The organism is Salinicola endophyticus (genome assembly GCF_003206575.1).
Lineage (GTDB): Bacteria > Pseudomonadota > Gammaproteobacteria > Pseudomonadales > Halomonadaceae > Salinicola > Salinicola endophyticus.
This window is the reverse complement of the sequence record NZ_PZJO01000001.1, coordinates 1-21,371: the sequence shown is the minus strand read 5'-3', so window position 1 is coordinate 21,371 and position 21,371 is coordinate 1. Positions and strand designations below refer to the sequence as shown.

The 21,371-nt window shown below is 65.8% G+C and carries 18 protein-coding genes; 11 read left to right on the top strand and 7 right to left on the bottom strand.

Annotated elements, in window-relative coordinates; translation table 11 throughout:
* Positions 1–369: 369 nt before the first annotated feature.
* Complete coding sequence (locus DOM66_RS00090) at positions 370–1,152, top strand: hypothetical protein (protein WP_110688896.1); 783 nt, start codon at positions 370–372, stop codon at positions 1,150–1,152.
* Positions 1,153–1,239: 87 nt separating this feature from the next.
* Here the strand turns inward: DOM66_RS00090 and DOM66_RS00085 are convergent, their stop codons facing one another.
* Together DOM66_RS00085 and DOM66_RS00080 are read right to left on the bottom strand one after the other, a co-directional pair.
* Positions 1,240–2,310, bottom strand: a complete 1,071-nt coding sequence (locus DOM66_RS00085) for a 2,3-butanediol dehydrogenase (protein ID WP_280951049.1) — start codon at positions 2,308–2,310, stop codon at positions 1,240–1,242.
* 31 nt (positions 2,311–2,341) lie between these two features.
* Positions 2,342–4,138: an NAD(P)/FAD-dependent oxidoreductase gene (locus DOM66_RS00080; protein ID WP_110688895.1), complete on the bottom strand. Its 1,797-nt coding sequence runs from the start codon at positions 4,136–4,138 to the stop codon at positions 2,342–2,344.
* Between the two features lie 482 nt (positions 4,139–4,620).
* Here DOM66_RS00080 and DOM66_RS00075 point away from each other — a divergent pair, with 482 nt between their 5' ends.
* From DOM66_RS00075 to DOM66_RS00065, 3 genes are all read left to right on the top strand, one after another.
* Positions 4,621–6,681 (top strand): sigma-54-dependent Fis family transcriptional regulator, encoded by a 2,061-nt coding sequence (locus DOM66_RS00075; RefSeq protein ID WP_110688894.1) that lies wholly within the window; start codon positions 4,621–4,623, stop codon positions 6,679–6,681.
* A 71-nt stretch (positions 6,682–6,752) separates the two neighbouring features.
* On the top strand, positions 6,753–7,205 hold the full coding sequence (locus tag DOM66_RS00070) for an N-acetyltransferase (RefSeq protein WP_342588172.1): 453 nt from the start codon (positions 6,753–6,755) through the stop codon (positions 7,203–7,205).
* 240 nt (positions 7,206–7,445) lie between these two features.
* Positions 7,446–8,687, top strand: a complete 1,242-nt coding sequence (locus DOM66_RS00065; RefSeq protein ID WP_110688893.1) for a M48 family metallopeptidase — start codon at positions 7,446–7,448, stop codon at positions 8,685–8,687.
* Between the two features lie 47 nt (positions 8,688–8,734).
* Here DOM66_RS00065 and DOM66_RS00060 read toward each other — a convergent pair whose 3' ends face one another.
* The gene (locus DOM66_RS00060; RefSeq protein WP_110674980.1) at positions 8,735–9,133 is read right to left on the bottom strand and encodes a winged helix-turn-helix transcriptional regulator; all 399 of its coding nucleotides are present in this window, start codon (positions 9,131–9,133) and stop codon (positions 8,735–8,737) included.
* Positions 9,134–9,325: 192 nt separating this feature from the next.
* On the opposite strand from DOM66_RS00060, the gene DOM66_RS00055 reads away from it, so the two are divergent.
* The 6 genes from DOM66_RS00055 to DOM66_RS00030 all read left to right on the top strand — a co-directional run bounded on the left by DOM66_RS00055 (position 9,326) and on the right by DOM66_RS00030 (position 15,119).
* Complete coding sequence (locus DOM66_RS00055) at positions 9,326–9,937, top strand: NAD(P)-dependent oxidoreductase (protein WP_110674979.1); 612 nt, start codon at positions 9,326–9,328, stop codon at positions 9,935–9,937.
* A gap of 133 nt (positions 9,938–10,070) precedes the next feature.
* Positions 10,071–10,931, top strand: coding sequence for a glutathione-dependent disulfide-bond oxidoreductase (gene yghU / locus DOM66_RS00050; protein WP_110688892.1), 861 nt, complete (start codon positions 10,071–10,073; stop codon positions 10,929–10,931).
* A gap of 188 nt (positions 10,932–11,119) precedes the next feature.
* Entirely contained in the window at positions 11,120–12,442 is a 1,323-nt protein-coding gene (locus DOM66_RS00045; protein WP_110674977.1) for a dicarboxylate/amino acid:cation symporter, read from the top strand.
* A 58-nt stretch (positions 12,443–12,500) separates the two neighbouring features.
* Positions 12,501–13,682, top strand: coding sequence for an N-methyl-L-tryptophan oxidase (solA, locus tag DOM66_RS00040; RefSeq protein ID WP_110688891.1), 1,182 nt, complete (start codon positions 12,501–12,503; stop codon positions 13,680–13,682).
* On the top strand, positions 13,679–14,155 hold the full coding sequence (locus tag DOM66_RS00035) for a nucleoside deaminase (RefSeq protein WP_110688890.1): 477 nt from the start codon (positions 13,679–13,681) through the stop codon (positions 14,153–14,155). Before solA ends, DOM66_RS00035 begins: the two co-directional genes overlap by 4 nt.
* A gap of 538 nt (positions 14,156–14,693) precedes the next feature.
* Positions 14,694–15,119, top strand: a complete 426-nt coding sequence (locus DOM66_RS00030) for a transcriptional regulator (RefSeq protein WP_110674974.1) — start codon at positions 14,694–14,696, stop codon at positions 15,117–15,119.
* Positions 15,120–15,150: 31 nt separating this feature from the next.
* Here the strand turns inward: DOM66_RS00030 and cyoD are convergent, their stop codons facing one another.
* From cyoD to DOM66_RS00010, 4 genes are read right to left on the bottom strand one after another with little or no spacing between them, the layout of a single operon-like run.
* A complete protein-coding gene (cyoD, locus tag DOM66_RS00025; RefSeq protein WP_110688889.1) occupies positions 15,151–15,498 on the bottom strand; it encodes a cytochrome o ubiquinol oxidase subunit IV in 348 nt (115 codons plus the stop codon).
* Positions 15,495–16,148: a cytochrome c oxidase subunit 3 gene (locus tag DOM66_RS00020; RefSeq protein ID WP_110674972.1), complete on the bottom strand. Its 654-nt coding sequence runs from the start codon at positions 16,146–16,148 to the stop codon at positions 15,495–15,497. Before DOM66_RS00020 ends, cyoD begins: the two co-directional genes overlap by 4 nt.
* Complete coding sequence (locus DOM66_RS00015) at positions 16,145–18,250, bottom strand: cbb3-type cytochrome c oxidase subunit I (RefSeq protein WP_110688888.1); 2,106 nt, start codon at positions 18,248–18,250, stop codon at positions 16,145–16,147. The genes DOM66_RS00020 and DOM66_RS00015 overlap by 4 nt, the downstream gene beginning before the upstream one ends.
* Positions 18,247–19,266 carry a cytochrome c oxidase subunit II gene (locus DOM66_RS00010; protein ID WP_223161847.1) on the bottom strand — a complete coding sequence of 340 codons (1,020 nt, stop codon included), beginning with the start codon at positions 19,264–19,266 and terminating at the stop codon, positions 18,247–18,249. Before DOM66_RS00010 ends, DOM66_RS00015 begins: the two co-directional genes overlap by 4 nt.
* 381 nt (positions 19,267–19,647) lie before the next feature.
* Here DOM66_RS00010 and DOM66_RS00005 point away from each other — a divergent pair, with 381 nt between their 5' ends.
* Positions 19,648–21,111: a catalase gene (locus DOM66_RS00005; RefSeq protein WP_110674969.1), complete on the top strand. Its 1,464-nt coding sequence runs from the start codon at positions 19,648–19,650 to the stop codon at positions 21,109–21,111.
* The last annotated feature ends 260 nt before the right edge of the window (positions 21,112–21,371 follow it).

The following is a 21,371-nucleotide window of genomic DNA, read 5'->3' as shown; positions in this document are numbered from 1 at the left end:
TCTGGCCTGGATGGGTGGCCGAGGTCGAACGGGTTGGCGCGGGAAAGATGATGGCGACGCTCCTTGTGGTTCGCGGTACCGGACACGTCACTGTGTCCGGCGGTGGCCGGAATGCCGGCCGCCAGAGACGATCTTCTTCTCAGGATATCAGACTCAGGCGATGGCGGCGGCCTGCTCGACTCAGGCGCCGAACGCTATTACCCATGGATTTCAGCGGTTGTGGAGAGTGGCCGGAAGAGGCGTGCTTATCATTGTTATTGGCATTGTTTATCTACTGCGTCGAAGGTTTTATTGCAAGGCGTCATTCGGAGTGAATATATTTTTCACCTTTCATTTTGCTGATGTTTTAACGTCGATCAGAGGGGTGCCATGAACAGACCGACAATACGCAAGCTGTTGTCCGTGGGGTTGATGGGCATTGTCAGCGCTAGCCTGAATGCGTCGGCTGAAGTCGGTGAACGTGCACTGAAGTCGTGTCTCGCGCCTGACTTCGATCCGGCCGATGGGGCGCCCTTCGTATCGCTGGATTCCCCCCTCTACCCGGCTATGGAGAAAAAGATGAATGGGCTGGAAGAGCCCGATGCCACTTCCATGGACGCGCTCGGGGCGTACATGAACCAGACGCAAATGATGACAGTGTTTTCCCTGTTGCCCATGAACAGCTTCTTCTTCTCGTTGGCCACCGTCATGTGCAATCACGACCTTTATGCGCAAGACGGCTGCGAAAGCATGTCGATGGCGTTTGGCGGCAAGGCGACGCTGGAAGACGTGACGATGGACGATGGGCAGTTGAGCTACGTCTTTCGGGGTGGACAGGATGATCTGGTAGCCCGGGTCATGATCGGAGACAGCGATTACAACACGGTCACGATGTCGGTGATCGATGACGGTGTGACCACCGACTACGAACTGATACGGGATGCCGACGGCACGGAGCATTACCTGGCCGAAAGTGGCGATGGCGGTGAGATTCAATTCCTCGAACGTCCGGACTGCTCCGGTACTTATGCTCAGCGCGACACGCTTGACGGCCGCCTGGACCGGGCGATCGACTTCGCGTGGACCTCCGCCAAGAGCGATGCGATGAACGTTCAGTGGACGAAGTGTCGCTACGAGGGTGGCGAGAAAACGTGCAGTAGCGGTGAATTCTGAGACCGTCGACGGCCTGGACCCGATGCCCGCTCAGGGAGTGGCGGACTCGCTCTGCGAATCGAGCCCGCCACTCCCTGAGGTCGTGACTCAGGCGCTGGGGTCGACCAGGATCTTCACCTGCGCCTTGTCGGCGAGCAGCGCCTCGAACCCCTGGCTGACCACGTCGTCAAGGGCGATGCGTGCGGTCACCAGATCCTCGGCGCGGTAGTAGCCCTGCTGCATCAGTGCGATCACCGCGGGGTAGATATGGCGATAGGCGATGATGCCCTTGAGCGTGCGCTCCTGGATCACCAGTTGGTTGGGATGGATGGCCGCCTCCGACTCCCAGATGCTGACGATGACCGTTTCGCCGCCGGGGTGGGTGCTGGCGATCGACTGGTTGAGCACCGCGGGCAGGCCGGTCACCTCGAAGGCGACATCGAAGCCGCCGCCGCTGGCGGCCATGAGCCGCTCGACGATCTCTCCCTCCGTGGGGTCGTGCACGATCGCCCCCAGTTCACTGGCGCGCTGCTTGCGCGCGGCGGAGACCTCGACCGCGTGGATCGACGCCGCGCCGGCGGCCTTGAGCGACTCGATCACCATCAGCCCGATCGGCCCGGCGCCGAACACTACCGCGCTGTCGCCCGCCTTGAGCGAACTCTGGCGTACCGCGTGCAGGCCCACCGCGGCGGGCTCGACCAGTGCGCCCTGCTCATAGGAGAGCCCCTCAGGCAGCCGATGTACCATGTGCTCGCCGACCACGGTGTACTCGGCGAAGCCGCCGCCACCGCCGGAGAGCCCGTGGAAGCCGAGCTGAGGGCTCAGGTTGTAGCGCTCCATCAGATAGGCGCCGTCGCGGTGGGGCGAGAGAATCGGTTCGATTGCCACCCGGTCGCCCACCGCCACCCGGGTCACCGCACTGCCCACCTCGACCACCTCGCCGGCGAACTCGTGGCCCATGACGATGGGCGCCTGGTCGTGGCTCAAGGGGTGCGGCGACTCCACCGGGATGAAGATCGGCCCGGCGGCGTACTCGTGCAGGTCGCTGCCGCAGATACCGCAGGCGGCGACCTTCACCTTGACCTGATACGGATCGCCAAGGGTCGGAACCTCGATCTGCTCGACGCGGATATCGCGTGCCTGGTACCAGCGTGCCGCCTTCATGCGCTGTTCACTCATGTCATCGTCTCCTGCCGCTGTCGCGCGGCGTTCAGGCCAGGTGGTGGACCGGCTGCAGGCCATAGACCGGCGTCTCGAGCCCTTCGAGACGCGCCTTCAGCTGCAGCGCCAGATAGTGGGAGTAGTGGCGTGACTGGTGCAGGTTGCCGCCGTGGAACCACAGCGCCGTCTGCTGGGTCGGCTTCCACATGTTGCGCAGCTCACCCTCCCAGGGGCCGGGGTCCTTGGGCGTATCGGAGCCCATGCCCCAGCACTTGCCGACCTTGTCGGCGACCTCTTGCGAGATGATCTCTGCCGCCCAGCCGTTCATCGAGCCGTAGCCGGTGGCGTAGACGATCAGGTCGGCGGGCAGCTCGCTGCCGTCGCTCAAGCTCACCGAGTGGCGGTTGATGCAGGCCACGTCGACCCCGCTGCGCAGCTTGATCTCACCGCTGGCGACCAGCTCGCTGGCGCCGACATCGATGTAGTAGCCGGAGCCGCGGCGCAGGTACTTGAGAAACAGGCCCGAATCGTCAGCGCCGAAATCGAGCAGGAAACCTGCGCGTTCGAGACGCCGGTAGAAGTCGGCATCCTGCTCGCGGATGGCGTCGAAGGCGGGGCGCTGGAAGTCGGGCAGCAGACGGTAGGGGATCGAGGCGAAAGTCAGGTCCGCCTTCTCGGTGGTGATGCCGTTGGCCAGCGCTTCCTCGGAATAGAGCGGGCCGAGGGCGTGCTGCATCAGTGAGTCGGACTTGACGATATGGGTCGAGGAGCGCTGCACCATGGTGACGTCGGCGTCGTTCTCCCACAGCGCGGCGCAGATGTCGTGGGCCGAATTGTTGGCGCCGATCACCACCACCTGCTTGCCGCGGTAGGCGTCGGGGCCGGGATGGCGGCTGGAGTGATGCTGCTCGCCGGCGAACTCCTCGGCGCCGGGGAAGTGCGGCACATTGGGCACGCCGGACATGCCGGTGGCGAGTATCAGCTGCTTGGGCTTGAGCGTCAGCGGCTGGCCATCGCGCACCACCTTCACCGTCCACTCACCGCTGGCCTCGTCGAAGCTGGCGCTCTCGCACTCGGTATTGCTCCAGTAGTTGAGCTCCATTACCCGGGTGTACATCTCCAGCCAGTCGCCGATCTTGTCCTTGGGCGCGAATACCGGCCAGTTGTCGGGGAAGGGCAGGTAAGGCAGATGGTCGTACCAGACCGGATCGTGCAGACACAGTGATTTGTAGCGCTTGCGCCAGGCATCGCCGGGGCGTGCGTGCTTGTCGATCACCAGGGTCGGCACGTTCATCTGGCGCAGGCGGGCGGCGAGACCGATGCCGCCCTGGCCGCCGCCGACGATCAGACAGTAGGGCTGACGGGTGATGCCCAGCTCTGCGGCTTCGCGCTCGCGCGCCTCACGCCAGGTCTCGCGCGTCTTGTTGGCGCCGTGCTCGGCGCCCTTGGGGCGGTTGTGACCGCGCGGCTCGGGGTAGTCCTTGAGCGCCTGCAGGGTGGTCAGCAGGGTCCAGCACTTGCCCGCCTTCAGGCGCAGCAGCCCCTTGCCGGTGGCGACCCCGGTGGCAAAGGTGAACCAGGCTTCGATCACGCCATCGCTCTCGCTGGCCTCGCCCTCGAGCTGCCACTGGCCGGGGGCGGTATGCGCCAGGGTCGCCTCGAGCATCGCAGCGATCTCCGCCGGGCCCTCCAGGGTCTTCAGGTTCCAGGTAAAGGCGACCAGATCGCGCCAATAGCCGTCGTCGCGAAACAGCGCGGTGGCGCGCGGAATGTCGCCGGCGCGTAGGGCGGCGTCGAAATCCGCCAGCCACTGTTCGGCCTGCTGGGTGGGCGTGGATGCTGGCATGGGCTGCTCCTGTTGTTGCTATTGATGGTTGTTGCTATCGATGGTTGTTCTGAGTCGTTGTCATCGATAGGTGCTATCGATGGTGGCTCTCGGGAGCTGCTATCGATAGCTGCCATCGATGACGCCAGTGGTGGGCGTGCGGACCCGGATCGGGTGTGCCGATCAAGCGGTGCAGCAAACGTGCCAGGCGGCGCTAGCGCTTTGGTCGTAGATGCCAAGGTGTTGATGAAAATGGGTTTTGTATATCAGGGGCCGATGTGGTCAGGCGGGTGGGGATACGCTGGCGACATGGGTGTAACGGCGATGCGTGACAGCTGTTAACCCAGGCGTGACAGCTGTCACGCCGCCGGTGCCGCTGCGACCAACGGACAAGGGCGTCAGCCAGCCGCGAGGGGGTAGGCTGGGTGGGCAACTGCCTTCGCGCGTCCACTTCTTTCACATAGGCCCGGTCTGGCAGCTGGCCATCGGCAGGAGGCGTCGGAATGGAACTCGGCTTGACGAAAGCGGGCAGGTTCGAGCAGGCGCAGCGCCAGCACATCGCCGCGGTGGCGCGCCTGGGCGAGGGGCGCGAGGTGCTGGCGGGACGTGAGATCATCCAGCGCTCCTGGCGGCGCTGTGTCGACGACTACCGGCTCGACCCCAGCCGCCCGCGGCCGGTGCGTGTGCTGACCCACGAAGCGCTGGTCGACTCGCGCGAGCCGGTGGACGAACTCCTCTACGTGGCCCGGGCCGGGGTCGACCAGCTCTTCGCCCAGGTGGCGCCGATGGGCTATGTCCTGCTGCTGACCGACCGCCACGGGGTCACCGTCGACTTTCGCGGTCACCCGGAACAGGATGCCGCGCTACGTCGTGCCGGCCTCTATCTCGGCGCCGACTGGGACGAACGCCATGCCGGCACCTGCGCCGTGGGTACCTGTATTCACGAGGCGCGCGCTCTGACCTGTCATCAGCGCGAGCACTTCGACGCCACGCATATCGCGCTCACCTGCACTGCGGCGCCGATCCACGATCCCCAGGGGCGGCCCATCGCGGTGCTCGATATCTCCGCGCTGCAGTCCCCCCGCGGGCTGGAGAGCCAGAGCTTCGGCCTGCCGCTGGTCACGCTCTACGCGCGGATGATCGAGGATGCCTACTTCCTGCATCGTTACCGCGACACCACCATCCTGCGCTTCGACACCACCCGCGCCTTCGTCCATTTCAACGGCCGTGGCCTGATCGCCTTCGACGCTCAGGGGCGGGTGCTCGCCGCCAACGGCGAGGGGCGGGCGCTGATCGCGGCCCACGCCCAGCGGACGCCGCCGGCACCGACACAGGTGACCCAGCTGTTCGAGGCCGAGCTGGACGATCTGCTGGCGCTGCCGCGCTGCGAGCCGGACCAGTTGCGCGCCTTGCGCCTGCGCGCCAGTGGTGAGATCCGCTTTGCCGCGCTGGTCGAGCCGCGAGGTCTCCGCCGGCATCGTCGTGATGCGGAGCCGATCTGCGCGGTGACTGACGCCGTGACTGATGCCGCCGGCGAGATCCATGACCCGGTAGCGACGACCTCGACGCCGGCCCTGGATCGCCTGGCGGGGGACGATCCGGCGATGCAGCGGCTGCTGGACCTGGCCCGGCGGCTCTGCCGGCAGCCGCTCAACGTGCTGATCCGGGGCGAGACCGGCACCGGCAAGGAGGTGCTGGCGCGGGCGCTGCATGCCAGCGGTGACCGCGCCGAAGGGGCCTTCGTCGCGGTCAACTGCGCGGCGATTCCCGAAGCGTTGATCGAGAGCGAGCTGTTCGGCTATCTGCCCGGGGCCTTTACCGGCGGCAACCCCAAGGGAATGCGTGGCCTGATCGCGCAGGCCGACGGCGGTACGCTGTTCCTCGACGAGATCGGCGACATGCCGTTGACGCTGCAGAGCCGGCTGCTGCGGGTGCTGGCCGAGCAGGAGGTGATGCCACTCGGCGCCGAGCGGCCGGTCAAGGTGGCGCTGCGCGTGGTGACCGCCACCCACCGCGACCTCGCCGCGCTGATCGCCGATGGCCGCTTCCGCGAGGATCTCTACTACCGCCTCAATGGCGCCGAGTTGGTCCTGCCGCCACTGCGCGAGCGCGCCGACCGCCGCTATCTGATCCAGCGGCTGTTCGCCGCCCTGACCGCCGAGCAGGGCGGTGCCGTGCAGTTGCGCGCCGATGCCCTGCACGCGCTGCTCGACGCCCCCTGGCCGGGCAATGTGCGCCAGCTCAAGAGTGCGCTGGCGTTCGCCCTGGCCACCCGCGAGGGGGAGACGATCACCGTGCACGACCTTCCCGAGAGCTGCCGCGCCGATCGGGTCGCAACGCCGCCCATCTCTGCGACATCGGCGATACCCAGGACGACCCAGCTAAGGCATGAAAGCGACGACGCGCCGGCCGAGGCCGAGTCACTGGCACGTGCTCTGGCCCAGGCGGGTTGGAACGTCAGCCAGGTGGCGCGTCAGCTCGGTGTCTCGCGGCCAACGCTCTACCGGCGCATGCGCCGCCACGGGCTGGTCCCGCCCAACCGCCGCGAGGCGCTCGGCGACTGAGACGCTTGCATCGCGGTCACGCTGTCAGCAATCTTCACCCTTTGCCTTCAGTGACACGACACGTAACGACCATGACCACGCCTATGACGCCGCCCATCGCTAGCATTCGGGCTGCTACGCCGCGGGATCTACCTGCAATGACTCAGATCTGGTTAGAGGCTTCCTGCACGGCCCACGACTTCGTGCCGGCGTCTTTTTGGCGAAATCAGCGCCAGGCGATGCAGGAAGTCTATCTGCCGGCCGCCGAGAACCACGTCTATGTCGTCGCAGAGGCGGTCGTGGGATTTCTCTCCCTCTGCGACTCGACACTGGCCGCGCTGTTCGTGGCGCCATCCCAGCAGGGGCGGGGCGTCGGGGGCGCACTGTTGGCGCACGCCCAGACGCGGCGTGATGCGCTCGAACTTCAGGTCTATCAGCAAAACGAGGGTGCGGTGCGCTTCTATCAGACACACGGCTTCATCATCGTGGCGTCAGGTGTAGACGCGCACACCGGCGCGCCGGAGTGGCACATGCGTTACGGCTGACGACGAGACGACCTGAAAACGTGGTGTATCGAAGGCGCGTCGGATGAGGATGACCGCCGCCGCGTCATCATTTAGCCATGGAGCTTGCCCAAAACTCGGTATACGATTCAGCGCGGCGCGATATCTAGCACGCGTTTGCGTGCTGCTGCGCCATGGTCAATCCGGGCCCGATACCTCATCTGGCGCTGCCTGACGGCCGACGCTGCCAGTCAAGAAAAATACGAAAGCAAGGGAACAGTCATGCAATTTTCTCTGATCTATCCGGGGGAGCGGCGACGCTTCGCCCTGCTCATGGTGGTTGCCGTCACGCTATGGGCCGCGCTCTTTGTCATGTCACTGGGGATGGTGTTGCTCTATCTCCTGTTCATCTGGGTCGTCGCCCTGTTCGTGCAATCGGCGTTCATCTCCACGATCCGTGGCAATGGGGTTCGCATCAGCGCGCAACAGTTCCCGGCGCTGGCGGCGGATATCGAAAACTGCTGTCAGATCGTGGGTCTCGAGCGTCAGCCGGAGGCGTATCTGCTGCATGCCGATGGGCTGTTCAACGCGCTGGCCACCCGCTTTCTGCGCCGCCACTATGTGGTGCTTTACTCCTCGGTGGTCGATGCACTGGCGGATCGCCCGGACGCGCTGCGCTTCTATATCGGCCATGAGCTGGGACACATTCGGCGCGGGCACCTGAGCAAAGGCGTCGTGGTCGCGATCGCATCCTGGTTGCCGCTGCTGGGGGCGGCCTACCGTCGTGCGTGTGAGTACACCTGCGACCGTCATGGGCTCGCCTGCTGCCCGGATCCGGATGCAGCCTTTGCCGCCATGTCGGCGCTGGCGGCGGGTGGCTCACGGCGTGCGAGTCTCGATCTCGAGGTGTTCGCGGCGCAGCGCCACGACGTCAACGGGTTCTGGGCCTCGCTGAACGAGTTGATCGGTGACTACCCCTGGACCGCCAAACGGGCCCACGCCATTCTCCAGCTCGCCCGGGAAGAGACCCCTTCGCAGCCGCGCCGTCACCCGCTGGCCTGGTGTTTTGCCGCCTTCTGCCCGCGGGTGCCCGGGCTCGGTGGCGCCGGTGCGCTGCTGTTCGTGGTGATCATCGCCGTTGCGGCGGTGTTGGGCGTGAAGGCGTTTCAGCAGTATCAGGCCAAGGCGCAGTTGACGAGCTTCATCGAACAGACCGACCCAGACCGTGAAGCCCTCACCGCCTTCACACTGCACGAGATGGAGTGGCCCTCGACGCTCGATCAACTGGGGATCGACAGCCGCCACAACGATACCGCCCTGCAGGCCACCCTCGAACTCGGCAGCGAAGGTGAGCTCGTGTACACCTTCGTCGGCGGGCAACTGGCAGGTCAGAGCCTGATCTTGAACCCCTATCCGAGCTTCGACGAACAGGACGAACTCGACGGCATGACCTGGTTGTGCATGAGTGACACCTTGGTGCCGGGTCTGCTATCCGAGCATTGTCTCGGGGAGACGTCGCCCTAGCCCCCCCGGTCTCGAGCGCCGGCCAATGGCAGGGTATTGTCCGGCGCTCAGCGCGCTGTCGTGTGCTTGTAGCGCTCGCGTGCCGCGTTCACCGCTGGCTGGTGCTGTTCGGCCCAGGCGACCAGCGCGGCGACCGGTGTCAGCAGCGACTGGCCGAGCTCGGTGAGCTGGTACTCCACCCGGGGCGGCACCTCGGGGTAGGCGGTGCGACTGACCAGCCCGTCCTGCTCCAGCTGCTTGAGCGTGCGCGAGAGCATCTGCTTGGAGATGTCGTCGATCTCGCGGCGTAGCTGGTTGAAGCGGCGGGTGCCCGGTCTCAGGGTCAGCAGCACCAGCAGGCTCCACTGATCGCCGATCCGGTCGAGTACGTCGCGGATCGGGCAGGGTTGGGCCAACACCAGCGATTCTGAGGAGGAGACATCAGGGTTGTGTGGGTTGTCGTTCATGAGGGGCTCGTATGACTGTCTCGTCGCGATGGGGTGACGATGGGGGCAAAGGGGCGGCCCTGGGTCAGTCGGGTGTGACCGGGTCAGGCCGGCGTGACTTCTTGTGGGAGGGGTAAAACTCGCATAGATTCGCCGTCACGGTCCAGTTTGTAGACCTATGTCCTCTACTCGACTCAGCGAAGGAAGACCCCCATGGCCAAGATTGCTCTGATCGGCGCCTCCGGCAATGCCGGATCGCGTATCCTCATCGAACTCGTCGCCCGCGGTCATCAGGTCACCGCGATCGCGCGCCATCCCGAGCGCATCGCCCCGCTCGAGGGCGTCACGCCGACGGCCGGCGATGCCAACGATCGCCACGCGCTGGCGGCGCTGCTCGCCGGGCACGAGGCGGTGATCAGCGCGGTGCACTTCGTCGCCAGCGACTTCGAGACGCTGGTCGGTGCGGTACGCGACGCCGGGGTCAGGCGCTATCTGGTGGTCGGCGGTGCCGGCAGCCTGGAAGTGGCGCCCGGACAGCGGCTGATCGATCAGCCGGACTTCCCCGAGGCCTACCGCGCCGAGGCGGCCCAGGGCGCAGAGTTCCTCGAACGGCTGCGGGCGGTGACGGATCTCGACTGGACCTTCCTGTCGCCGTCGGCCGAGTTCGTGCCCGGCGAGCGTACCGGCCGCTTCCGCCTGGGGCAGGATGCGCTGCTGACCTTCGCGGAGGGATCGCGCATCTCGTTCGAGGACTACGCCATCGCCCTGGTGGATGAGCTGGAGAGCCCGCGGCACGTGCGTCAGCGCTTCACCGTGGGCTACTAGGCTTTGCGCGCAACTTCCGAGATCCGTGCTAGGCGATGATCGGGGGCGCTGGCCCTCGATCGCAGGCCATTAACCAGCTACCTTTCTTCACACAGGCGCTTCGCGCGCTATCGACCCATTGTGGAGAATCGTCATGAGCGACAGTCGTTACACCCCCCCCAAGGTCTGGGAACCCAAGGAGAGCGGCGGCAAGTTCGCCAGCATCAACCGTCCGGTGGCCGGGCCCACCCATGAGAAAGCGCTCCCGGTGGGCAAGCATCCGTTCCAGCTCTACTCGCTGGCCACCCCCAACGGGGTCAAGGCCGGGGTGATGTTCGAGGAGCTGCTGGCACTGGGCAAGGACGCCGAGTACGACGCCTGGCTGATCAACATCGGCGAGGGCGATCAGTTCGGCAGCGGCTTCGTCGAGGTCAACCCCAACTCCAAGATCCCGGCGCTGATGGACTACAGCGGTGACAAGCCGCTGCGGGTCTTCGAGTCCGGCTCGATCCTCCTGCACCTGGCGGAGAAGTTCGGTGCCTTCCTGCCCAGCGACACCGCCACCCGGGTGGAAACCCTCAACTGGCTGTTCTGGCAGATGGGCAGTGCGCCCTACCTGGGCGGCGGTTTCGGTCACTTCTACGCCTACGCGCCGGAGAAGCTGGAGTATCCGATCGACCGCTTCACCATGGAGACCAAGCGCCAGCTCGACGTGCTCGATCGGCGTCTGGCCGAGTCGCGCTATCTGGCCGGTGACGAGTACACCATCGCCGACATCGCCAACTGGTCCTGGTACGGCCAGCTCGCACTGGGGCGGCTCTACGACGCGGCAGAGTTCCTCCAGGTCGAGAGCTACACCCATGTGCAGCGCTGGGCCAAGGAGATCGATGCACGCCCGGCGGTGCAGCGCGGGCGAATGGTCAACCGCACCTTCGGCGAGCCATCGAGCCAGCTCCACGAGCGCCACGATGCCAGCGATTTCGACACCCGCACCCAGGACAAGCTCGGCGGCTGAATCCGCCTTGTTTCTCTCTTCGACCCGGCCGCCTGGCCGGGTTTTGCGTATCCAGGGCCGCGATCCCGAGGCCGGCCAGGGTTGGCTGCCTAGATTGGCGGCCGGGTGGAATATACGTCGATAATGTCTCCATTCGGTCAGCGGTCCGCCTCTCGCGGCGCTCGTCATTCACTCATCAAGGCTTGCTCATGAAGTCACTCTTTCGCGCCTATCTCGACGCTTCTCTGATTCTGCGTGTCACCATCGCCCTGGTGCTGGGCCTGGTCGCCGGCCTTCTGGGCGGCGAGACCCTGGCCGCCTGGGTGGCACCGCTGGGCGATCTGCTGCTGCGTCTGCTCAAGTTCCTGATCGTCCCCATCGTGCTGTTCACGCTGATCGTGGGGATCAATCAGGCCGAGCTGGGGCGGCTCGGGCGCATGGGCGGCAAGGTGTTCGCCTACTACGTGGTGACCTCGGCGCTGGCGATCGTGGTCGGGCTGGTCGTCGCCTCGCTGCTCTCGCCGGGCAGTGGCATGACCCTCGACGACAGCGCCAGCGTCTCGGTACCGGAGAACCCCGGTATCGTCAGCGTGCTGCTGTCGATCGTGCCCAGCAATATCGTCGCCGCGCTGGCCGAGCCCAACCTGCTGGGGATCATCTTCACCGCCTTCGTGTTCGGAATCGCGCTGCTCAAGCTGCGTCAGCGCGGGGCGGCCCTCAAGGATGCGGCCCAGGCCGATGGCGATGCGCATTCAGAGGCAAAGCCCCAATCCGATGACAAGACCCAGGGCGAGCTGGCGGAGAAGCTCTATGGGGTGATCGAGGGGCTCAACGCGGTGACCATGAAGGTGATGGCCGGGGTGCTGCAGTTCGTGCCGATCGGGGTCTTCGCCATCGTCACCGGCACCGTGGCCAAGCAGGGGCTCGGCACGATTCTCTCCCTCGGCAACATGGTGCTGGTGCTCTACCTGGCGCTGGCCGTACACCTGTTGCTCTACTGCGTGCTGATGAAGGGCTTCGGGGTGCGTCTCGGGGCCTTCTTCCGCGAGGCGCGCACGCCAATGGCGACCGCCTTCGCCACCCAGAGCAGCAGCGGCACGCTGCCGCTGACGCTCAACGCGGCCCAGCGCCTGGGACTGCCGCGCAGTCTCTACGCCTTCAGCCTGCCGCTGGGAGCGACGGTCAACATGGATGGTGCCGCGATCCGCATCGCGATCTCGGCGGTGTTCGCTGCCAACGTGGCGGGCATCCCGCTCGATCTCACCAGCATGCTCGAGATCGTGCTGATCGGCACGCTGACGTCGATCGGTACCGCCGGTGTGCCCGGAGCGGGTATCGTGATGATCGCCACGGTGTTCGCCCAGGTCGGCCTGCCGATCGAGACGGTGGCGCTATTGACCTCGATCGATGCGCTGGTGGGCATGGGCTGTACCGCGCTCAACGTCACCGGCGATCTGACCGGCAGCGCGATCATCGCGCGTAGCGAGGCGCGGGCGGGAGAGGTGTCGGCGGCGCGGGAACCGACAGCCTGAAACGGTCAGTGTGGCCTGGCTAACGGCGCCTGGGACTCGAGTGAAGACAAGGTGAGGCATGACACAGGTGACACAGTCGGATCTGCTGATCATCGGCGGCGGCAGCATGGGACTGGCGGCGGCCGATCATCTGGCCGCCCGTGGGGTGGGGTCGGTACAGGTGCTGGACGCCCACGATCCGCCCCACGACCAGGGCGCCCACCACGGCGAGACGCGGCTGATCCGGCTCGCCTATGGCGAAGGCAGCGGCTATGTGGCGCTGGCCCAGCGCGCCTGGGCGGGCTGGCAGCGGCTCGAGCGAGAGAGCGATGAGGCGCTGCTGCTGCCCACCGGGGTGCTCAACCTCGGCCCGGCGTCGGCCCCCTTCCTGCGTCAGGTCGCGGCCAGCGCGCGGGACTATGCGCTGCCCCTCGAGCAGCTCGACGGCCCCGGCGTGGCGCGGCGCTGGCCCGGCTGGCAGGGCGGCGCAGCGGCGCTGAGCGAGGCCCATGTCGGCGCCTTCGAATCCCGCGCCGGGGTACTGCGGGTGGCGCGGATCATCGCCTGCTGGCGCCAGCGCCTGGCCCGCAGCACGGGGGTGACGCTGGCCACCGGTGCGCGAGTGGTCGCCCTCGAGGCGCTGCCAGCGGGCGGCTACGTCGCGCACTGTGCCGATGGCCGCCTCTTCGGCGCCCGGCGCGTGCTGGCCGCCTGTGGCCAGCACCTGGCCGGTCTGCTGCAACCGCTGGGAGTGACCCTGCCGCTGACGCGGGTGCGCAAGACCTTTGCCTGGTACGACGCGGATGCGCGCTATCACCGCGAGCGCTTTCCGGGCTTCAGCCTCACCGACGACGAGCTGGGCATCTACTACGGCTTTCCCGATATCGATAACGCCGGATTCAAGATTGGCCGCCATGATGCTGGGCAGCCGCTGGCAGCGGGGGAGCCGCTGCTGCCGTTCGGCGAGCATCCGGCGGATATCTCCGAGCTGGCACAGGTGATCGCGCGCTATCTGCCCGGGGTCGGGGCGCTACGCCACGGCGCCGTGTGCCAATACATCCGCACCCCCGACGAGCACTTCCTTATCGATGAGCCGCTGCCGGGGCTGGTGATCGCCGGCGGCTTCTCGGGCCACGGTTTCAAGTTCGCGAGCGTCATGGGCGAGGTGCTCGGCGAGTGGTTGGCATGTGGTAAGCGGGCGCCGGAACTCGCCGCCTTCGGGCTGGCACGGTTTTCCATCCCCAGTGAGGAGAACGCATGAGCGAGACAGATCAGGCGCGCTTTCTGGCGCGCGCGGTGGCCCTGGCCGAAGCCGCGCTGGGGGCCGGCGACGAACCCTTTGGCAGCGTGCTGGTAAGCGCTGACGGCGAAGTGCTGTCCGAGGACCGCAATCGCATCTCCGGTGGTGATGCCACCCGCCATCCGGAGTTCGCCCTGGCGCGCTGGGCGGCCGAGCATCTCTCTTGGCAGGCGCGCGCTGCCGCTACCGTCTACACCTCCGGTGAGCACTGCCCGATGTGTGCCGCCGCGCATGGCTGGGTCGGGCTGGGGCGGATCGTCTACGCCAGCTCGGCGGCGCAACTGGTGGCGTGGCTCGGCGAGCTGGGGCAGGCGCCGCCGCCGGTGGCGCCGCTGCCGATTACCTCGGTGGTACCGGGGCTCTGCGTCGAGGGGCCGGTGGCCGGTTTCGACCAGCAGGTACGGGCGCTGCACCGGCGCCGCCATGGACACTGATAGCCTTCCTGCCTTGTGGGCCGACGATCTGCCGGCCCGAAAAGACTGTAGCCGCGGCGCCTGTCGGCCGATGGGCGTAGAGGGCCTTTGGGCCCTTCAGCCTGGCGGCAAGCGAAAGCGGTCCAAGCATATCCATTAGTCACCCGGGGTGACGACCCGAGGATGGTGTCGCGCGGCACGGCGCTGGCGACGTGTCGAGGGCTTCACGCCGCGATATCTCACCCAGGCCTCTCGCGATGAGAGCGCCGGATTTGTGGTGTCTACGCCAAATCTCTCTAAGCTAAGGGCCCAGCGGCTTCCTGTCAGAGCCGGTATCGGCGCTGATGGGTAATGGCCGAAGCCGTGCCCGTGGGGATGCGCAGGTGTCAAAGACAATCATCTGAGGTGGCAGACAGGCAGGGCGCCTGGGTGTCGCGGTGTCATTCAGCCAGCGCTTGGGGCAGCGCGCTGAAGGGCGCCTCTTCGTTTAATCAACAATTCAACGAAGGCTGAAACAGGGTTTCAACTAAATTTTAATTGAAGGTTCAAGTTCAATCACATGGATGAAAAGACCTTATTCGCCGAGCGGCTGAAAGAAGCGCTGATAGCGGCGGGTTACGAACCGCGCCCCTCTGTGCTGGAGCGGGAGTTCAACCTGCGCTATTGGGGCTCGCCGATGACGTTTCAGGGCGTCAGGCGCTGGCTGCGCGGTGAATCGATCCCGGCCCAGAACAAGCTCCAGGTGCTGGCGGGATGGCTCGGGGTGGAGCCCCATTATCTGCGCTATGGTGCCCGGGCTGCCTGCAGCCCGGAACTGTCCCAGGCGACCTGGATGATCGCGGTCGGTGGCGAGGAGGACGAGGTGCTGCGTGTCTATCGCGGGCTGCCCGACGAGCAGCGCCAGCTCTTGCGCCAGGTCATTCTCACCTTCGCGCGTGCCAATGAGCTGGAGCCGGATCGGGCGAAACCTCCGTCCCAGGCGTAGGCCTGGGACGGCCGCGACGCTCAGGGGCGTCTCACGGCAGCATGTGGGGCATCATGCGGTAGTAGAGATTGAACAGTATCCACAGCGTGCCGCCGACCATGATCAGCAGGATCAGTGCGGTGAACAGGATCAACTGCAGATCCTCGCGCTTGTTGCGCGCCAGCGTGATATGCAGGAAGCAGCGAAAGTGCACTACCACCTGCACCATGGCACACAGGCCGATGAGCAGGTAGAGATGCAGCGGCCGCCACTCGGCAAAGGCGGCGACGCCGAACGGGATCAGCGTCAGGATCAGCGCCAGGGCGAAGCCCCATAGATAGCTGCGCTGCTCGCTGGCGCGCTCTTGCGCTTCGGCGTCGCTGAGTGTGCGTCGACTCATGCCAGCCCCCCCAGATAGACGAGCGAAAAGATCCCGATCCAGACGATATCGAGGAAGTGCCACAGAATCGCCAGGCGGATCAGGCCGTTCTTGGTCTGCGCATCCAGGCCGTGCACGGCGAGTTGACCGAGCAGCGCGATCAGCCAAATACAGGCAACGGTCACGTGCAGCCCGTGCAGCGGCACCAGCGAGAAGAACGCGGAGAGGAAGCCGCTGCGGCTGGGTACGCCGCCGGCCTCGAACATGCGGTGAAAGTCATAGAGCTCGTGGGCCACGAAGCCGAGCCCCAGGAGCAGCGTGACCAGTAGCCAGCCGACCAGCACCCGGCGGTCGTCGCGGTACTTGAGCGCCAGCGACGCCATGCCGAAGGTGAAGCTGCTCACCAGCAGCAGCATGGTCTCGAAGAAGGCGCCCCGCATGTCGAACAGATCTTTCGGCCCAGGGCCGCCAGCGGTGCCGCCGAGCATGGTCACGTAGGTGCCGAAGAGCAGCCCGAAGAGGATCATGTCGCTCATCATGAAGACCCAGAAGCCGAAGACCATCTCTTCGCGGCTCTCTTCGCCCTCGCGGTGAGCGTGCCCCAGGTTGAGCCCGGGATGGCGCGCCGGCGCGCCGGCCCGATCAGTGTGACGAGAGGTGAGTGCTGTCATTGGATGGCGCCCTCCACGGGAGGCACGGGGAGGCCCCGATTATCGGTTGACTGTTCCCGCGAGCGGGCGACCGGTGTGGTGGCACGGACCTGGGCGAGCCAGGTCAGGTGGGTACGACGCACCTCTTCACCGGACAAGGTGCGGGTGGTGTTGCGGCAGAAACCGCGGGCGATCACCGCGGCCAGCGTGATGCCGGCGGCGAGCAGAACCATCCACCACTGATACCAGGTCAGGCCGAAGGCCATGGCGGTGCCGGTGACGGCGAAGATCACCCCCATCGGGCTATTGGCCGGCAGTACGATATCGGGAAACTCGTCCGGCACCTGATACGCCTTGCCGCGCTCCTTCTCGAGCATGAAGGCATCGCGCCCGTAGACCTCCGGGATGACCGGGAAGTTGTACTCCGGCGGTGGTGAACTCACCGCCCACTCCAGACTGCGCCCATCCCAAGGGTCGCCGATCGGCATCGCATTGAGGTGGCGGTCGCGCACACTCACCCAGAGCTGGATCACCAGGCACGCCATGGCCAGCAGAACGATCGTGGCGCCGACCAGCGCGGTCAGCGTCCACGGCAGATAGGCCGGGGTGAAGAAGGCCACCGTGCGGCGCGGCATGCCGAGCACGCCGAGCGCATAGAGCGGGAAGAAGGCAAGCATGAAGCCGATGATCCAGGCGTAGGCGGCGCGGCGCCCCCAGCGCTCCTCGAGACGGAAGCCGAAGGCCTTGGGAAACCAGAAGTTGGTGCCCGCGAGCATCCCGAACAGCAGCCCCGGGATCAGCATGTTGTGGAAGTGGGCGACCAGGAACAGCGAGTTGTGCACCTGATAGTCGACGCTGGGCACCGCCAGCACGATGCCGGTCAGCCCGCCCAGCACGAACAGCATCAGAAAGCCGCTGGCGTAGATCATCGGCACCGACATGCGGATGCGGCCGCGGAACAGCGTCAGCATCCAGTCGTAGATCTTCACCCCGGTGGGGATGCCGATCAGCATCGTCGCGATCCCGAACACGGCGTTGATATGGGCGCTTTGGCCCATGGTGAAGAAGTGGTGCAGCCATACCGTGAAGGAGAGCACGGCGATCGCCAGGGTGGCGATCACGAGCGCCTTGTAGCCGTAGAGCGTCTTGCCGGCGAAGGTCGAGAAGACTTCCGAGAAGATGCCGAAGGCGGGCAGGATCAGGATATAGACCTCGGGGTGGCCGAAGGCCCAGAACAGATTGATGTAATTCATCATGTTGCCGCCCATATCGGCGGTGAACAGATGAAAATCGAGATAGCGGTCGAGTGCCAGCAGTGCGGTGGCGACGGTCAGCGGCGGCATGGCGAAGATCATCAGGATCGCCGTGCACAGCGCGGTCCAGGTGAACAGCGGCAGGCGCATCCAGCTCATCCCCGGGGCGCGCCGCTTGTAGATGGTGACGGCGAAATTGATCCCGCTCAGGGTCGATGACAGGGTCGAGAGGGTCACTGCCCAGATCCAGTAGTCGACTCCGGCACCGGGATTGGCAGCGTGCCCGGTGAAGGTCGGGTAGCCGGTCCAGCCGCCGGTGGAGAAGGGCGCCAGCACCAGCGAAATCATCACCACGGCGGCACCGGCGGCGGTCAGCCCGAGACTGATCTGGTTCATCACCGGGAACGAGAGATCGCGGGTACCGATCTGCAGCGGCATCACGTAGTTGATCATGCCGGTGAGAAACGGCATGGCCATGAAGAACACCATGATGGTGCCGTGGGTGGTGAAGAGCTGGCCGAAATGATCCGCGGTCAGGAAACCGCCGTCCAGGCCGAAGGCCTGCTGCAGGCGCATCAGTACCGCTTCGATCACTGCCCGCGCCAGCATCACCAGCGCCAGCGCGATGAACATGATGCCGATCTTCTTGTGATCGGGGCTGGTCAGCCACTCCCGCCACAGCCAGCCCCAGCGCCGGGTCCAGGTCAGCCCGATGACCACCGCAATGGCGCCGAGCACCACCATCGATGCTGCCCCCGAGGCGATCACGGCGTTGATCACGTTCTTCGTGGTCGGATGCTGCAGCGCATCCCAGAAGGGCAGGGCGCTGGCGTCTAGCCGGCCGAGCAGCCAGTGGGTCGAATCGTTCACGGTGTGGCTCCCGTGGGTGCGGCGGCGGCCAGCGCCGGATGGATGGACAAGGGTGAACTGGCGGGGAGGAGTGAATCGGGAGACAAGGGGCGCGTGGTGGAGAGAGACGATGTGTCCTGACTCCAGTCGGGCGCGCGGTGCGCGGCGATGGCCTCGAACAGCCCGGACGGGAAGTGCTTGAAGCGCAGTGGCGTGCTGTCGTCGGCAGGGCTGCCGGCGTCGTCGGTCTGTCGAGCCCTTCCCGTGATGGCCGCAGTCTCGGTGCCGTCGAGCGCGCGCGCCAGGGCGGCATGGGTGTTCTTGGCCATCAGCAGGCTGAAGACCTCGGGGGTGAATGACCGGCCCTGCGCGCGCACCTGATGGGTGAAATCGGCGAAGGCGTCGGCACTGAGCGCGCGGGTGACGAAGCGCTGGCGATAGAACTCCTTGCCGCTGTACTGCATGTTGCGGCCGGGGAACACGCCCGGGGCGTCGGCTTCCAGATGCAGCCGGGTCACCATGTGATTCATCACGTCTATCTGGCTACCCAGGGCGGGCACGAAGAAGCCCTGCATCACACTGGCCGAGGTCAGCCGCAGCGAGACCGGCCGCCCGGCGGGGATCACCAGCTCGTCTACCGTGGCGATGCCCTGCTCGGGATAGAGGAATAGCCATTGCCAGTCGAACCCTACGACCTGGACCTCGAGCGGTGGCTGATCGCTGACCAGCGGTCGATAGGGGTCGAGGGCTATCGTGCTGCGCCAGGTCAGCGTGGCAAGCACGGCGAACACCAGCAGCGGGATACCCCAGATCGCCAGATCGGCGCGCAGGGAAAATTCCCATTGCGGCCGATAGCGGGCGCGGCCGCCGTAGCGATAGCGCCACAGGATGAGCGGTGTCAGCACCAGGACCGGGAGCACCACCGTCAGGGTGATGGCGATGACCCACCAGAAGTGCTGCCGCTGGGCCGCGGCGATGGGCCCCTGGGGATCGAGAAAGGAGAGATGGGCGTCGCTGCAGCCTGCGATCAGCGGCAACGACAACCCTATGATCAGGCGAGACGGCGCCCACCGTGAAAGCCTGCACCCTGGAGCTTTGAACACGAGCACCTCGAGGAAACGTGAGCGTCATGAAATGTATCGGCACGGTGAGTCCGTGTGTCCGCCAACTATAGGCAGGGATTCCACCGAGTGCACCTGTCAGATGGCATCGGCGTCGCGTATTGGACAGTGCGGCGGGGGGAGTTCTATACCTTCAAGATGTCCCCGCGTTTTATCGCCCTGATCTGATATGGCGAATACCCCCCTGGTCCTGACCCAGAGGCCGCGGTCACGACACTGGTGGATTCGGTGCCGCGCGGTGGGGACATGGGGTGATGCGATCGTCGCATCGCCGCGTCGAACGAGGGAGATGTCACCGTGACCAGCGACAACCGCAAGCCGACGACGACGGATGCCGGCATTCCCGTCGCGAGCGAAGAGAACTCGCTTTCGGTGGGGCCTGATGGCCCCATCGTGATGCATGATCACTATCTGATGGAGCAGATGGCGGCGTTCAACCGCGAGATGATTCCGGACCGCCAGCCACATGCGAAGGGCGGCGGCGCCTTCGGTCACTTCGAGGTGACCCAGGATATCAGCCGCTATACCAAGGCCCAGTTCCTGCAGCCGGGCAAGAAAACCGACATGGTGGCGCGCTTCTCCACCGTGGCGGGGGAGAGCGGCAGCCCGGATACCTGGCGCGATCCGCGTGGCTTTGCGCTCAAGTTCTATACCGAAGAAGGCAACTTCGACATGGTCGGGAACAACACCCCGGTCTTCTTCGTGCGCGATCCGATGAAGTTCCAGCACTTCATCCACTCGCAGAAGCGCCGCGCCGACAATGGTCTGCGCGATCACGACATGCAGTGGGATTTCTGGACCCTGGCGCCGGAATCGGCCCACCAGGTGACCTGGCTGATGGGCGATCGCGGCGTCCCCGCAAGCTGGCGCCACATGAACGGCTACTCCAGCCATACCTACATGTGGGTCAATGCCGAGGGCGAGCGCTTCTGGGTCAAGTATCACTTCAAGACCGATCAGGGCATCAAGTGCATGACCCAGGAGCAGGCGGATCAAATGGCCGGCAGCGACGCCGACTATCACCGTCGCGATCTGTTCGAGGCGATCAAGCGTGGCGACTATCCGACCTGGACCCTGCACGTGCAGGTGATGCCGTTCGACGAGGCCAAGGATTACCACATCAACCCGTTCGACCTGACCAAGATATGGCCCCACAGCGACTATCCGCTGATCGAGGTCGGCAAGATGACGCTCGATCGCAACCCGACCGATTTCCACAGCGAGATCGAGCAGGCCGCCTTCGAGCCCAACAACATGGTGCCGGGCACTGGGCTTTCGCCGGACAAGATGCTACTGGCGCGCTCGATCTCCTACGCCGACGCTCACCGCGCGCGGCTGGGGGTCAACTACAAGCACATTCCGGTCAATACCCCGCGGTGCCCGGTGCACAGCTACAGCAAGGGCGGCGCCATGCGCATGCACAACGCCAGCGATCCGGTCTACGCGCCCAACAGCAAGGGCGGCCCCAAGGCCGACCCGCAGCGCTATCCGGAAGACGCCGTGTGGTCCGCCGACGGCGAATTCGTGCGCACTGCCTATGCGCTGCGCCCCGCCGATGACGACTGGAGTCAGGCCAACGATCTGGTCAACAAGGTGATGGACGACGCTGCGCGCGACCGCCTGGTCGACAATATCGTCGGCCATGTCTCCGGTGGCGTCGAGGAGCCGGTACTGTCGCGGGTGTTCGAGTACTGGAAGAACGTCGATGCCAAGATCGGCGAACGCGTGGAGGCCGGCGTGAAGGCCAATCGCGGCCGCTGACCGCCGGGCCAGGGCGTGGTAGCGAGCACGCCGGGCGGCCTGTTCCCCCCCCCGAGACAACGGCCCCGTCCCTTAGGACGGGGCCGTTTTGCGCAGGCCATTCCTTATGGGCCATACCCGGCACCGGTGGCCCGCGAAATTCGCGCCGGGAAGCGCGAGGCGTGTCGCCGACTACCCGCTGCAAAAAGGCCCCGTCATCATCGATGACGGGGCCTTGATAGTGGTACGACGAACCCGGCAGGGTCAGAAGCTGCTCCACT